Origin of the sequence: Acidovorax delafieldii 2AN (assembly GCF_000175235.1) — a bacterium.
In the GTDB taxonomy this organism is placed as follows: Bacteria; Pseudomonadota; Gammaproteobacteria; order Burkholderiales; family Burkholderiaceae_C; genus Acidovorax; species Acidovorax delafieldii_B.
This window is the reverse complement of the sequence record NZ_ACQT01000093.1, coordinates 1-13835: the sequence shown is the minus strand read 5'-3', so window position 1 is coordinate 13835 and position 13835 is coordinate 1. Positions and strand designations below refer to the sequence as shown.

The window sequence follows — 13835 nt, the reverse complement described above, 5'->3', positions numbered from 1 at the left end:
TGGGCGCCGAAGCGGAAATCATCGCCCACCAGCACGTAGCGGGCGCCCAGGCCGCGCACCAGCACCTCGTCGATGAAGGCCTGGGGCGACTGGGCCGCCAGCCGGGCGTCGAACGGCAGCACCACCGTCTGTTGCACGCCGCAGCGCTGCAGTTCGGTGAGCTTGTCGCGCAGCGTGCCGATGCGTGCGGGCGCCAGCTCAGGCTTGCGGTGCACGCCAGCGAAATAGTCGCGCGGATGGGGCTCGAACGTGAGCACGCAGCTGTCCACGCCCCGGTGGGCGGCCTCACTGCTCAGCAGGGCCAGCATGGCCTGGTGCCCCCGGTGCACGCCATCGAAGTTGCCAATGGTCAGCGCGCAGGCGCGGGCGATGCCCGGGTGGTGAAAGCCGCGAAAGATCTTCATCGGTTTGATATTGTTTTGATAGCAGCTTGCGCAGATGCATCAAGCGCAAGACGCCAATTTGTCATGAAATCGGAGTATATTGTGACCCACAGGCCGCCTGGTGCCGGCGACCTGCGAGACATCCGCGTTGCCAATCCTTGCGTACTGTTGTTCCGGGAGGCGTGTTTTGAAGGTCTTGAAGCTGTCAGCCCAGGGGCTGCCCCAATCGTGGATCACGTTGGAGCAGGCGGTGATTCACTATGCCGCCGGGGAGGTGCGCTGGGAATCGGGTGGGCAGATCGCCCGTTTCCGGGGCGGCCACAGTGCCTTGACGGGTGAGCAGTCGGTCATTGCCGTCAACAGCATCATCGGCACGCGCGGCGTGCCGGGCATCAACCCCTTCGATCTCAAGCCCAGCCTGACCAACAGCAAGCTTTTCGTGCGCGACCGCAACGTGTGCGCCTACTGCGGTGGCCATTTCCACGAAGAGGACCTGACGCGCGAGCACATCGTGCCTTTCGCGCGCAATGGGCAGGACCACTGGATGAACGTCGTCACTGCCTGCCGCCCCTGCAACCACCGCAAGGGTCCGCGCACCCCCGAGCAGGCCCACATGCCGCTGCTGTACGCGCCGTATGTGCCCAGCCTGTGGGAAGATTTCATCCTGCGCAATCGGCGCATCCTGGCCGACCAGATGGAATTCCTGATGGCGCACGTGCCCAAATCCTCCCGCCTGCTGGTGTAGGTGCCCCGCCGGGCCCGCGCCGGCCCGTTGCCCCAGCAGGCCTGTCGGCTAAGCGATTGCGTCGGCGTCGATCTGCGATTGATTGTGGTCAAATCAGGGTTTACCCTTAATTCTTGGAATGATTGTTCGTGAGCGCCCTTCGGGGCTGCGGTTGTTTCTTGTACTGCGCGGCTCGGTGCTGCAGCGCATCCGCCTGACCCTGGCGCTCAACGTGCTGCTGGCCACGTTGGTGACCCTGGTGCACGGCAATCTTTTCACCGTCAAGATCACGCTCACGGCCATTCCTTTCACCCTGATCGGCCTGCCGCTGGCGATTTTCCTGGGGTTTCGCAACACCACCGCCTACGACCGCTACTGGGAGGCGCGCAAGCTCTGGGGCGAGATCGTGCACCGCACACGCACGCTGGCGCGCCAGTGCCAGGGGCTGATCCACCTGCCCGAGCCAATCGACCCGGCGCGCCGTGCGGAGGACGTGCGGGTGCGCATGGTGCACCGGGCGATTGCCTTTGTCCACGCGCTGCGGTTGCAACTGCGCGACGAGCAGGACGACCCGGTGCTGCAGCGGTGGCTTACCCCTGCCGAGTTCGAGCAGGCGCGCGGCACCTCCAACCCGGCCGACACGCTCATGCTGCAGATGGGGCGCGACCTGGGTGAATGCGTGCGCCGAGGCCAGATCGACCCGTGCCTGGCAGCGCAGGTGGACGGCACGCTGTCGTCGCTGACGGCGTCGGCGGCATCGTGCGAGCGCATCAAGAACACGCCCGTGCCTTTTTCCTACACCCTGCTGCTGCATCGCACGGCCTACATGTACTGTTTCTTGCTGCCTTTCGGGCTGGTGGACACCACAGGGTTCATGACGCCGTTCGTCGTGGGCATCGTGGCCTACACCTTCTTTGGCCTGGACGCGCTGGGCGACGAAATCGAGGAACCCTTCGGCCTGGAAAGCAACGACCTGCCGCTCGATACCTTGTGCCGGGCCATCGAAATCAACCTGCGGGAATCGCTGGGTGAAACCGACCTTCCGCCGCCGTTGCTGCCCGTGAATTTCCGGCTTACCTGAAGCGCCGGCAGGGTGGCCAGCCCTCACAGACCGGATACCCCTTCCTGCTGCCCATGAAAAAAGGCCTGCAGCGCACTGCAGGCCTTTTTTTGTATGGGGCGTGGCGTATCAGGCCGGCTTGTGGGCCACCACGACAAAGCCATGGACCGGCGCATTGTTTTCGTTGCGCAGCACGGTTTCCTCGACCTCAAGGCGATCGAAACCCGCGGCCTTGCACAGGGCCTCCACATGGCTGCGCTTGTGGGCATAGCGCCCGGCGGGCAGCAGCGCCAGGTCGGGGCCGGTTTCACCTGCAGTCTCGCACGAGAACATCAGCTGGCCACCTGGTGCCAGGATGCGGAAGGCATCGGGAATGGCCTGGGTGATGTCACCTGCGTAAATGAACACATCCAGGGCCGTGATCACCTCGTACAGGGCGTCAGGGGTGTCGCGCAGCGCATCGTGCAGGTTGACGGTGTGGAAGCGGTCGTACACGTTGTGGCGCGCCGCCTGTTCGACCATCTTGCGCGACAGGTCCACGCCGATCAGAAAACCGTCCAGGCGGCCCAGGCAGACGCCCAGCAGGCCGGTTCCGCACCCCAGGTCGAGGACATTCAGCTTCTTGTCGGGGTAGCGGGCGATGATCTTGTCGGCGATCTGCTTGGGCAACTGGTAGCGCAGGCCGCGCACCATGTGCATGTCGTAGAACTCCGCCATCACGTCGAACAGCGGGCCGGTGAGTTCGGCCGGTTGCTGCGCAGGGGTTTCGCCGCGGGCGAGCTGGGCGTAATACTGGTAGACGGCGTCGTCTGGCGCCAGGGCCAGCAGCGCCTGCGTGTCGGCCAGTGCCTGGGCCGGCTGGCCACTGGCGATGCACGCCTGCACGCGGCCCACGAGCGCCTGCGGGTCGGCCGGATTTTCGGCGACCAGGGTCGTCCACATCGCCACGGATTCCTCGTGCTTGCCTTGCTCGCTGAGGTCGCGTGCCAGCAGGCGGCGCAGCATGGCATCGCCAGGCACCAGCTCGAGACCCCGGCGCAGGTGCCGTACGGCCATTTCGGCGTGACCAGCGCGGTGGGCGATGTCGATCACGCCGGCGAGCACCTGCAAGTTTTTGGGCTCGAGCTTCGCCACTTTTTCAGCCGTTTCCACGGCTTCCTGGAACTGGTTCTGGCGGGCCAGCAGCAAGGCCAGTTCCAGCAAGCCCGGGCCCCAGTCGGGCGCCAGCGACACGCTGCGGCGCAGGGCCTCGAACGCGCCCTTGATGTTGCCGGACTTCTCGGCCATCAGGCCGGCCAGCATGAACACCCGGGGATCGTTGGGCACCACCGCCTGGGCCTTGTTCAGGGTGAGGGCCGCATTCTTGAGATCATTCTTGGCGATCTGCTCGCGGGCTTTGTTCAGGTGCTTGAGGTTGGGGTCGGTCGCGGTAACGCTCATGAGGGCATGGATCGCTGCAAACAAGCCTGTTGCGGCCTGCCAGGCTTTGCTGTGCCTGTGGATTGGCTATGAAACCGCGATTATCCAGGATTCATTGCCTCCTCACCTCGCCAGGCGCTGCGCGGCAATCGTCAGCGTGAAACAGGTGCCGTGTCCCAACCGGGATTCCACGTCGATCTCTCCGCCGTGCAGCAGTGCCACGCGGCGCGCAACCCACAGTCCCAGGCCAAATCCGCGTGTCTGGTCTGTGCGGTCGCCGCGTTCGAACTGCGTGAATATCTTGTTCATCACGTTCAGCGACATGCCAGAACCTTCGTCGGCCACGGAAAATTCCAGCAGGCCTGCTTCGTTCTTTTTGGCTGCGACGAAGATCTCTCCTGCCTTGGCGTACTTCACCGCGTTGTCCACCAGATTCGACAGGGCGATGCTCACGAGCATGCCGTCGCAGATCCACTCGTGGGGAGCCGCTTGCGTGAACAATCTGAGATGGTGTTTGGGTGACCAGCGCACCAGTTGGGCTGCGTGCTCCATCAGATCGTTCACCACTACAGGGGATGGATGCAGCGTAAAGCCCGCCGCATCCATCCGTTCATTGATCAGGCAGCTATCGACCAATGAGGTCAAGCGTCTGCACCCCCTGCGGATCTGAGCGGCACGCTCCATTTGGCTGGCCAGCTCCAGTGACGGGAACTCCTGCTGTTCTGCGGCCGCACTGTCGATCACTGCCAGTGGGGTGCGGAACTCATGGCTGATCATGTAGAAGAACTGGCGTTGTTCATGCCGCAGGGTGCGTTCGCTTTCCAGCGATTCACCCAGTGCCACCTGTGCGAGTGAGAGTTCGGCCGTTCTCACTGCGATCCGGTCTTCCAAGCGTTGCTCGGATTCTGCAAGGCGCTTGATGGCCAGGTCCTTCGCTGCGATGGCTTGCCGGTAGCGCACCACCATTCCGACAAAAATCGCCATCGCCAGAAGCACTATGAAAAGCAGCAATTCCGTTTGCCACAACGTCGTGGCGTCGATGTCCCATCTGGATTGCCCCACCATGATGAGCGCGATGGGCCCTCCACCCAGGGCATGCAGTCCATACGCGAGCAGCAAGACGGCGTGCTGTGCTGTTCTCCGGCCTTGGCGCAAAGCGATCAGGCACAACGCTGTGGCAATCACATCACAGACCAGCAGTGAGATCAGGTTGACCCATGCGATGGAGCCGTAGAAGTTCAGCGGAACGCTGGCTATGCAGAGCAGGTTCAGAAGCGTGAGCGCACTCAGAAATCTGCCGGTCTTGCGATAGCGCGTGCGGTCGGTGAGCTGGACTTTGATCTGCCAGGCCACCGCTGCGGCAATGACAAAAGCCCCCACACCGACCGCGTAGCTGGCCCATTCGGTCCATTGCGGAGGCGCCCACAGGTGGGTGTAGCCACGGACGCTGACGAGGTGCAGTGCACTGACCAGCCCCAGCACGGCAAGTGCGCGCAAGGCCGCGGCATGGAAGATGACCGCTGCTGCGGCGATCCCCGCCAGCAGCGCAAAAAGAGTCCCGAAGTAAAGGCCTTGGTTGCGCTCCGTGGCCGCGAGTTCGTGCTCCAGCGCCTGGCGGGACAGCACCTTGCCTTGAAATTGCGTGGCGCTGGTTGTCTGAATCCTGACCAGGGCGAGCTTGCCTGCGGACAGCTTGAACAGGTGCTGCCTGACGTTCGGCTTTTGCGTGAATGGCACGAGATCTCCGCTGAACTGGGGGAGCCATTGGCCGGTTTTCTCGCTTTGCTGGTAAAGCGTGACATGGTCCAGGTAGGTGGGCTGCGCCAGGAGCCACAGGTGCTCGTCGTCTGTGTGCCCCTGCGGACTGGGTGTTTGGAATCTGAGCCATACCACATGCTGGAGATAGCCGGCGTTCAGTGACTGGTTCAGCGTGGCCGTGATCGTGTTCGCGGGGGCTCGTTCGGCATTGCCAACGTCGTCCGGGCCGAGGCGGTTTTCCCGGTCATCGATCCTCTCCATTGGAATATCCAGTCCCAGCCGAAAGCTGCTTGCGGAGATGGCGTCCATCGCGTGGGCAAGCGACCCCGCGCCCAAGAGCAGCAAAGATGAAACCAGAGCACACAGTAAACCCAGGCGGGTCGATAAAGAGGGTGGATGTTTTGTGAGTTCTTGTGAGTTCTTGTGCATGGCCGGCTTGAATCGTCGCTGACACAATGGTACGTATCAAATTGTTTTGTGTCGCAAGTGATATCCGCCTTAGATTCCAAAGCCACCATCGCTGTTGTTGAGGACGATGAAGACATCCGCTCCAATGTCTGTCGGTATCTCACACGCGCCGGCTTCGAGGCATGGGGCGCCGAGTCGGCTGAGGACTTTTATGTCCGGCTGTTGCGCGACCATGTGGACCTGGTGGTCATCGACGTCGGGCTGCCAGGAGAAGATGGGCTCAGTCTGGTGAAGCGCCTGGCCACGCAGGGCGTTCCCACAGTGCTCATGACGGCCCGTGCAGATCTGGACAGCCGCATCAAAGGCTTGAACGCTGGGGCCCTGCAGTACTTCGTCAAACCCGTCGACATGCAGGAGCTGGTGGCGGGCATTCGTTCCCAGCTTCGCAACCAGAGGCTGCATTCCGGCGGTGCCCCCGTCCTGCCTGTGTGGCGCCTCGACAAGCCCGCTGCCAGGCTCCAAGCCCCCAATCAAAAAAGCGTGTCGCTCACCACGCGCGAACTGGAAATTCTCTCCTGCCTGATGCAGACGCCTGGTGCCGTGATCAGCAAACAGGCGTTGTCCGAATCTGTAGGTGCACGGGATCTGGAAGACGATTTCCATCGTATTGAATCCGCGTTGACGCGCCTGCGGCGCAAGACGCTCGTTGATACCGGCATGGCCTTGCCGGTGCGCGCAGTGTTCGGCAAAGGGCTTGTTTTCGTGATCTAGACAGATGCATGCCGGGGACGCCATCGGCTGTGCCGGTGCCGATCACCCCACTAACCCCACCCCCAAGAAGCCTTGTTTCGGTGGCCTGTCGGCCACCGGGGGGATGGCTTTGCCTGCCAGATGTGTGTGTGAAGTGTCTGTTCGTGTTGTCTGTCTGCTGCCGCCAGTGTGTCTGTCGGCAGCGGATCTACCAAGGGGGGGAATGTGTTGAAAGCGATCAATGTCTGGAAGGTGTTGCAGGGCTTGGCCCGGCAGTGCCAGCGCGGCGTATGGGCGATAGCAGTCGGAGGCGCTCTTCTGGGGACGCCGCTGGTGCATGCAGGGTTTGCTAACGGGGGGTTTGAAGACAACACCACCATGCCTCCAACCGGTTGGACGCATCGCACTTACACCCGAAGTGCGGTGCTTCCTGCTTCGCCACCTGTACCGAATCCCGCCACCGGCGTCACGCTGAGTCAATTGGGGCTGAGTGGCGCAGCCCTGGGCAATGGACTCAGTGCCGTTGTCACCACCCCCGTCTTCAATGTTCCCGCCACGAATCCGGGCACGCTGACGGCGCCTCGGTGGGGCAACAATGCCCTCAAGCTCAATGACCAAGGTGCAAAGCTTGCCTCATCCATTGAGCAGGTCGCCACCATGACCGTTGCGGAAGTGGACCCCGTGGACAACAAGGTGCATGTGCGCTTTGGCATGGCTCCTGTGCTGGTGGACGGCGGGCACAGCCCAACGCAGCAGCCCTACTTTTATGTTGAAGTGCGCAACCTCACCAAGAACAAGGTGATGTTCAACACCTACAACTACGCCAACCAGTCTGGAGTGCCCTGGCAGACCGCCGGGAGCTACAGGTATACGGATTGGCAGGGCTTCGACATCGCGCCTGGCAATGGCCAGTTGGACGTGGGCGATCAGGTCATGCTCATCATCTACGCCTCCAACTGCCAGCCGGGTGCGGCCACGCACGAAGCGCGTGTCTACGTGGATGCCGTAGGCGCTTTCATGCCGGGCCTTGCGATTTCATCGTCAGGTCCATCGGCTGCCAAGCCTGGCGATCAGGTCACCTACACCTACAACTACGCCAACAACAGCGGCGTGATTGCCCTGGGATCCAAGGTGCGTGTCGCTGCTCCTAAAACGGAAGACGGCCTGTTCACCACCTTCGTACCCGGCTCGTGGCCTGCTTCATGTACCGGCCCGTACACCGGGGTTTCGCCGCGATCCGACTATCTTGAGTGCGTGGTGGGCAGTGGCGGCCTGCTCAACGATGGCCAGAGCGGGAGCTTTGACGTCACGTTCTCTGTGCCGGCGGGTGCGGCTACATCGGGCCCCAACGCCGTGATCAACAACGGCGACTACGATGTGCGTTCCGACACGGCCAGCCCCTTCATCGGCCCATTGGTCAAGACCAACATCGTGCCCTTGGTCACTCCCACCACCGACCTGGGGGTCGTGGTGACCAATGGTGGCCAGTCCTCCTACGCGCCTGCCGACACCCCCGTCTATGCGGTGACGGTCACCAACTACAGCAGCTCGGGGGTGACGGGCGCCAGCGTCAACCAGACCTTGACCGGCGTTGCCGGTGGCAGCTGGGCATGTGCCGTGCCCGTGGGCAGCACCGCCAGTTGTGGCGCCACCAGCAGTGGTGCCGGGCCCATTTCCACGAGCACGGCCGACCTGCCCCCGGGCCAGAGTCTCGTCTATACCTACACGGGCGGCACGCTCACTGGCGCGGGCACGCCCGCCACCACGGTCGTCACGGTGGCGCCGCCTGCTGGCACGCAGGATACCCAGTCGTCCAACAACACGACCGGCATGAACACGTCCGTGGGCACCCTGCGTAACGTGACGGCCAACACCACGGGAACCGGCACGGGTCACATCCTTGCGGTACCCAGCGGCCTGGCCTGTGGAAGCGCGGGTTCTGTGTGTAGCGCTGCGGGTACCACCCAACCGGTGGCGCAGGGCGACGAGGTGCGCTTGACGCCCGTGGCCCAGGCAGGTTCGGTATTCAAAAGCTGGGGGGGCTGCACCAGCACAAGTGGCAGCGTCTGCGTGGTCACCGTGGGTGCGACTGACGTGACGGCCACAGCCGAATTCGCCCGTGCCTACATCGTTACGCCCACGCTGCTGCCCGGCGGCACCATGACATCGTCTGCACCCCGACAGGTGGAAGAAGGCGCATCGACGGTCTTCAGCATCACCCCCAACGCGGGCAAAACGACCTACGTTTTGCCCCCGGCTTCGGGTACGGCTTGTACGGGCGTTCTGGACACGGGTGTTTCACCCAACACCTACACGGTCAACCCGGTCAACGCCAATTGCGGTTTCACGGTGGCGTTCGCCATCGCCGTCGCACAAACTTCGTCGGTGGTGGGGGGCAATGGCTCCATCAGCCCGCTGGGTGCCTCCGGGCCGCTGGTCCCCGGTGCCAACAACACCGTCTATACCCTCACGCCCGCCGCAGGCTACTCGCCCGTGGTGGGGGGCACCTGCAAGGGCACCCAGGACATCGCCGCCAACACCTATACGGTGACCAACGAGACCACCGACTGCACGGTGATTGCCTCGTTCACCAACGATCCGGTGACGGTGACATCGGCCGCCTCCGGTGGCAATGGAAGCATTGACACCACAGGAACCGTCAACCTGGTGCGTGGCGGATCACGCACCTACAACTTCACGCCAGCGCCGGGCTTCTACCCCCTGGTGACGGGCAACTGCCCGGGCACGCTGATGGGCACTGTTTACACAGTGTCCCCCGTGAACGCCAACTGTGCGTTCAGCGTGTCGTTCACCAATCAGGCGGTGAATATCACCTCGTCCGTGACCAGCGGCACCGGCACCATCACCCCGAACGGTGGCACGACGGTGGCGCGGGGTGGTGGCCAGGCCTTCTCCGCAACACCTGGCGGCGGCAGCGTGCCGGTGTTCGACGGCACCTGCACCGGCCTGCGCAATGGCAATGACTTCACGGTGAGCAATGCGCTGGTGGATTGCGGAGTGCAGGTGAAGTTCATCGCTGCTGCCAACGCCATCACGGTGACCACCACTGTGCCGGGCGGCAACGGCACGGTGACCACACCAGGTCAGAACGCCGCCGGAGACACCGTATTGGCGGTAGGTGATACGCGCGTCTGGACGCTCACACCTTCCGCAGTCGGTATGGTTCCCAGTGTGTTGGCGGGGTCCACCTGCACGGGCACGCTGAGCGCCACGGCGCCCTACACCTACACGGTGACCAATGCGACGGCGGCATGTGCCGTGTCGTTTGCCTTTGCTGGCGCGGGAAGCGGGCAAGTGGCGTCCATCCCCACGTTGAGTGAGTGGGGTCTGATCCTCCTATCGGCCCTGATCGGACTGGGCATGATCGGCATGCGCCGTCGTCAGATGAATTGAGACTTGCTAAAAAGCAGACGCCAGGGCCCTCGTGCACTGACCAGAAACCAGTGATGCCGATGGTATCGCTGGTTTTTTAATAAAATGAGCCGCTAGCGCTTGTCCTTAAAGCGCGAGTTGCTATCACTTTTGAAGTTGGTGTCGTGGGAAGCATGCAGTACAAAAAAAGCGTTCTTGCGCTGTGCGTGGCGTTGATGGCGGCACACGGTGCCGCGCATGAGCCAGCCCCTACCGCCAAACAGGCGACGAAGGCGCAAGCCGCAAAACAACCCCCACTGCCTGCACGCAAGAGCGGCTTGTGGGAGGTGACGGTGCGCAGCGACGACCTGGTTTTGAAGCGCGCTGGTCAGGCGCCACAGCGGCCCCTGACGGTACGGCAATGCACGAGCCCCGAGGCAGAGCCGGCGATGTTGACGTCCATCATGCCCGGCCAGGACGATTGCCACGGGCTCAAGGTCCCGCGTCGCACCAAGGGTGCGGGCTACGACATCACGACCGTGTGCTACGTGCACGGGAACCGCTTGAACGCGCAAATGGAACTGCGGGGCGATCTGCAGTCCGCCTACAGCGGCACATACAACGTGACGTATCCCCAGACGCCCTTCAACAACACCGGTCGCATGGTGTTTGAAGGCCGCTGGCTGGGCGCGTGCTCAGCAAGTCAACGGCCGGGCGACATGGTGCTGCCCAATGGCGTCACGGTGAACGTGGTGGACGACCGCAAGCGCGCCGAAAGCCATGACCACGAAGGACATAAGCACTGACGACGGTTAGCGCTGGAGTTTCACCGCGCTGCGTCGTAGACGCCCCTATTCCCGGCCGATGCGACGGAGTACGGGCCCGCTGACGGGCTGGTCTCCAGCATCACGACCTGCACTCGCGCAGCAGGCCAAGTCCGGCCGACGACCCACTCTCCGTTGAATTCTGCCGTGATGGCGCGCGTACCACTTGCTGGGTTGGATCTGGGCGCTGGCCGCGCCTGCGCCTGGGGCACACCCAGCCGTTGAACTCGCAACACCACACGGGGGCCTGCCGCAGTATCGGCATTGCCATTGCCATTGCCATTGCCATTGCCATTGCCATTGCCGTTGACGAAGACGAAGACGAAGACGAAGACGAAGACGAAGACGATGTGTAGGGCCTCGGCCAGGCTGGGGCTGCGGGTGGCGCAACCCGGCCAGGGCTGGGCTGGCGGCAGCCGCCGCCCCAGCGGGAGTGATCGGCGGTGCAGGAAAAGCGTGTTGATCCGAGTGTCTTCAAAAAGAAAAATGCCCGTGGGCCGGGAGTCCACGGGCATCGTTTGCGGGTGTTACGCGCCTGGGCCAGATCCCATCAGGCAAACACGCCAGCCGTATCCTGCATGCGGGCAGACACCTCGCCCAGGTGGTGCAGGGTGTCGCCAAAGCGCACTTCCAGCTGGGTGAGCTTCTTGAAGTAATGGCTCACGATGTACTCGTCGGTCACGCCGATGCCACCGTGCAGCTGCACCGCCTGCTGGCCCACGAAACGCATGGACTGGCCCAGCTGCACCTTGGCGCGGGCCATGGCGGCGCGGCGCTCGGCAGCGGGGGCGCCCAGCTTGAGACTGGCGTAGTAGCTCATCGAGCGGGCCAGCTCCAGTTGCATCTTCATGTCGGCCACGCGGTGGCGCAGGGCCTGGAAGCTGGCAATGAACACGCCGAACTGCTTGCGCTGGTTCATGTATTCGACGGTGATGGCCACGGTCTTGTCCATCACGCCCACGGCTTCGGCGCAGGTGGCGGCGATGCCGGTGTCCACGGCCAGCTCCAGCGCGGCCAGGCCGTCGGTGGTGATGAGCGTGGCGGGGGCGTTGGTGAGCTTCACTTCGGCAGCGCGGCTGCCGTCCTGCGTGACATAACCTTGGGTGGTGACGCCGTTGGCGGTGCGCTCAACGAGGAAGAGGGCCATCTTGCCGTCGAGCTGCGCGGGCACGATGAACGCATCGGCCTGGTCACCGGCAGGTACTATACTTTTAGTAGCTGTCAGCGCGTATCCACCTTGCGCTGCAGCCGCTTTTGCCTCGCAAACATCGAGGCGGTAGCGGGCCTTGCGCTCTTGTTGCGCCAGAACCACCAGGGCTTCGCCACTGGCCACGCGGGGCAGCCAGGCCGATTGCACGTCGGCGGGTGCGTAGTGCGACAGCACGCTGCTGGCCATGAAGGCCTGGGCAATCGGCTCCAGCACAATGCCGCGGCCCAGTTCTTCGGCCACGACCATCGCATCGATGGCGCCCTGGCCCATGCCGTCGTGCGCTTCGGGCACCGTGAGGGCGGTCAGGCCCAGCTCGGCCAGTTCCCCCCAGGCGGCGCGGTCAAAACCGCCTGCGGCCACGGCGGCGCGGCGGCGCTCAAAGGTGTAGCCCTTGTCCACCCACTTGCGCACGGCGTCGCGCAGTTGTTCCTGGTCGTCAGAAAAATCGAAATCCATGTGTCTCTCCTTGTGCCGGTTGTGGCGCCGTGGCGCCCTCAACAACCAGCGAAGCTCTATCGGGAACCCCCTCCCGGAGGGGGCACGGGGGAGCAGTCCTGTCGCGCAAGGCGCAGACCGTTCTGGGCGTCAGCCCAGAACGGTCTGCGCCACGATGTTGCGCTGCACTTCGTTGGAGCCACCGTAGATGGTGGTCTTGCGCAGGTTGAAGTAGGTGGATGCCAGCGGCGCGTTGGCGGTGACACCGCCTGGGAAGTCGCCCTGCCAGCCGGCTTCCATGGCCTCTTCGATGAAGGGCATGGCAAAGGGGCCGGCGGCCAGCATCATCAACTCGGCATAGCGCTGCTGGATCTCGCTGCCCTTGATCTTGAGCAGGCCGGCGATGTCGAGCGAGTTCTTGCCCGACTTCTCGGCAGACAGCACGCGCAGCACCAGCATCTCCAGCGCGACGATGTCCACTTCGAGCAGGGCGATCTGGTCGCGGAAGCGCTGGTCATCCCACACGCCTTCGGTCTTGGCGATGCGTTTGAGGCGCTCCAGTTCGCGCTTGCTGCGGTTCACGTCGGCGATGTTGGTGCGCTCGTGGCTCAGCAGGTGCTTGGCGTAGGTCCAGCCCTTGTTCTCTTCGCCGATCAGGTTCTCGGCAGGCACCTCGACGTTGTCGAAGAATACCTCGTTGACCTCGCATTCACCGTCCAGCAGCTTGATGGGCCGCACGGTGACGCCCTTGGACTTCATGTCCAGCAGAAGGAAGGAGATGCCGGTCTGGGGCTTGCCCTCGGTGCTGGTGCGCACCAGGTTGAACATCCAGTCGCCATGTTGGCCCAGCGTGGTCCAGGTCTTCTGGCCGTTGACGATGTACTTGTCGCCCACGCGCTCGGCGCGGGTCTTGACGCTGGCCAGGTCCGAGCCCGAACCCGGCTCGCTGTAGCCCTGGCTCCACCACACCTCGCCGCTGGCGATGCCGGGCAGAAAGCGCTTTTGCTGCTCGGCATTGCCAAATGCCATGATCACCGGGGCCACCATCACGGGCCCGAAGGGGATGATGCGGGGAGCGCCAGCCAGCGCGCACTCTTCTTCAAACAGGTGCTTTTGCACGGCCGTCCAGCCGGGGCCGCCAAACTCCTTGGGCCAGCCAAAACCGAGCCAGCCCTTCTTGCCCAGAATCTTGGCCCAGCCCTGCATGTCGGCACGGGTCAGGCGCAGGGCGTTGTGCACCTTGTGCGCAATCTCGGGTGGCAGGTTGCTGCGGACCCAGGTGCGAACTTCGTCGCGAAAGGCCTGTTCTTCGGGGGTGAATGCAAGATCCATGGGGTTCGTCTCCTGAGAAGCTGTGTTTGTAGCACGGGCGTTCGTTTCAATCCTGTCCGGGTGGTGACATGGGGGCCGGTGCGGCCTCGGGCGCAATGCCCAGCTCGGCGCACAGGCGCTGGACGGTGGCGCGCAGGCCGGCCACTTCGGCCTCCAGCGC

General features: G+C 63.6%; 10 protein-coding genes and 1 pseudogene. 6 read left to right on the top strand and 5 right to left on the bottom strand.

Features of this window, described 5'->3' with window-relative positions; genetic code table 11:
* Positions 1-404: pseudogene (locus ACDELDRAFT_RS12675) on the bottom strand (bifunctional riboflavin kinase/FAD synthetase); the annotation flags it as partial.
* Positions 405-570: 166 nt separating this feature from the next.
* Here ACDELDRAFT_RS12675 and ACDELDRAFT_RS12670 point away from each other — a divergent pair.
* Both ACDELDRAFT_RS12670 and ACDELDRAFT_RS12665 read left to right on the top strand, forming a co-directional pair.
* Positions 571-1128: an HNH endonuclease gene (locus ACDELDRAFT_RS12670; RefSeq protein WP_005797304.1), complete on the top strand. Its 558-nt coding sequence runs from the start codon at positions 571-573 to the stop codon at positions 1126-1128.
* A 118-nt stretch (positions 1129-1246) separates the two neighbouring features.
* On the top strand, positions 1247-2188 hold the full coding sequence (locus tag ACDELDRAFT_RS12665; protein WP_005797302.1) for a bestrophin family protein: 942 nt from the start codon (positions 1247-1249) through the stop codon (positions 2186-2188).
* Positions 2189-2296: 108 nt separating this feature from the next.
* Here the strand turns inward: ACDELDRAFT_RS12665 and ACDELDRAFT_RS12660 are convergent, their stop codons facing one another.
* Positions 2297-3607 carry a tetratricopeptide repeat protein gene (locus ACDELDRAFT_RS12660; protein ID WP_005797300.1) on the bottom strand — a complete coding sequence of 437 codons (1311 nt, stop codon included), beginning with the start codon at positions 3605-3607 and terminating at the stop codon, positions 2297-2299.
* A gap of 102 nt (positions 3608-3709) precedes the next feature.
* Entirely contained in the window at positions 3710-5773 is a 2064-nt protein-coding gene (locus ACDELDRAFT_RS12655; RefSeq protein ID WP_081470126.1) for a sensor histidine kinase, read from the bottom strand.
* A gap of 48 nt (positions 5774-5821) precedes the next feature.
* On the opposite strand from ACDELDRAFT_RS12655, the gene ACDELDRAFT_RS12650 reads away from it, so the two are divergent.
* The 4 genes from ACDELDRAFT_RS12650 (at position 5822) to ACDELDRAFT_RS26005 (ending at position 11054) form a co-directional block, all read left to right on the top strand.
* Positions 5822-6523 carry a response regulator transcription factor gene (locus ACDELDRAFT_RS12650; RefSeq protein ID WP_232504764.1) on the top strand — a complete coding sequence of 234 codons (702 nt, stop codon included), beginning with the start codon at positions 5822-5824 and terminating at the stop codon, positions 6521-6523.
* A gap of 357 nt (positions 6524-6880) precedes the next feature.
* Positions 6881-9916, top strand: coding sequence for an IPTL-CTERM sorting domain-containing protein (locus ACDELDRAFT_RS12645; RefSeq protein WP_157764926.1), 3036 nt, complete (start codon positions 6881-6883; stop codon positions 9914-9916).
* A gap of 152 nt (positions 9917-10068) precedes the next feature.
* Positions 10069-10680 (top strand): DUF3617 domain-containing protein, encoded by a 612-nt coding sequence (locus ACDELDRAFT_RS12640; protein WP_005797291.1) that lies wholly within the window; start codon positions 10069-10071, stop codon positions 10678-10680.
* 239 nt (positions 10681-10919) lie between these two features.
* Positions 10920-11054, top strand: coding sequence for a hypothetical protein (locus tag ACDELDRAFT_RS26005; RefSeq protein ID WP_269763830.1), 135 nt, complete (start codon positions 10920-10922; stop codon positions 11052-11054).
* Positions 11055-11248: 194 nt separating this feature from the next.
* Here the strand turns inward: ACDELDRAFT_RS26005 and ACDELDRAFT_RS12635 are convergent, their stop codons facing one another.
* Together ACDELDRAFT_RS12635 and ACDELDRAFT_RS12630 are read right to left on the bottom strand one after the other, a co-directional pair.
* Positions 11249-12364 carry an acyl-CoA dehydrogenase family protein gene (locus ACDELDRAFT_RS12635; RefSeq protein WP_005797287.1) on the bottom strand — a complete coding sequence of 372 codons (1116 nt, stop codon included), beginning with the start codon at positions 12362-12364 and terminating at the stop codon, positions 11249-11251.
* Positions 12365-12493: 129 nt separating this feature from the next.
* Positions 12494-13675, bottom strand: a complete 1182-nt coding sequence (locus ACDELDRAFT_RS12630; protein WP_005797285.1) for an acyl-CoA dehydrogenase family protein — start codon at positions 13673-13675, stop codon at positions 12494-12496.
* Between the last annotated feature and the right edge of the window lie 160 nt (positions 13676-13835).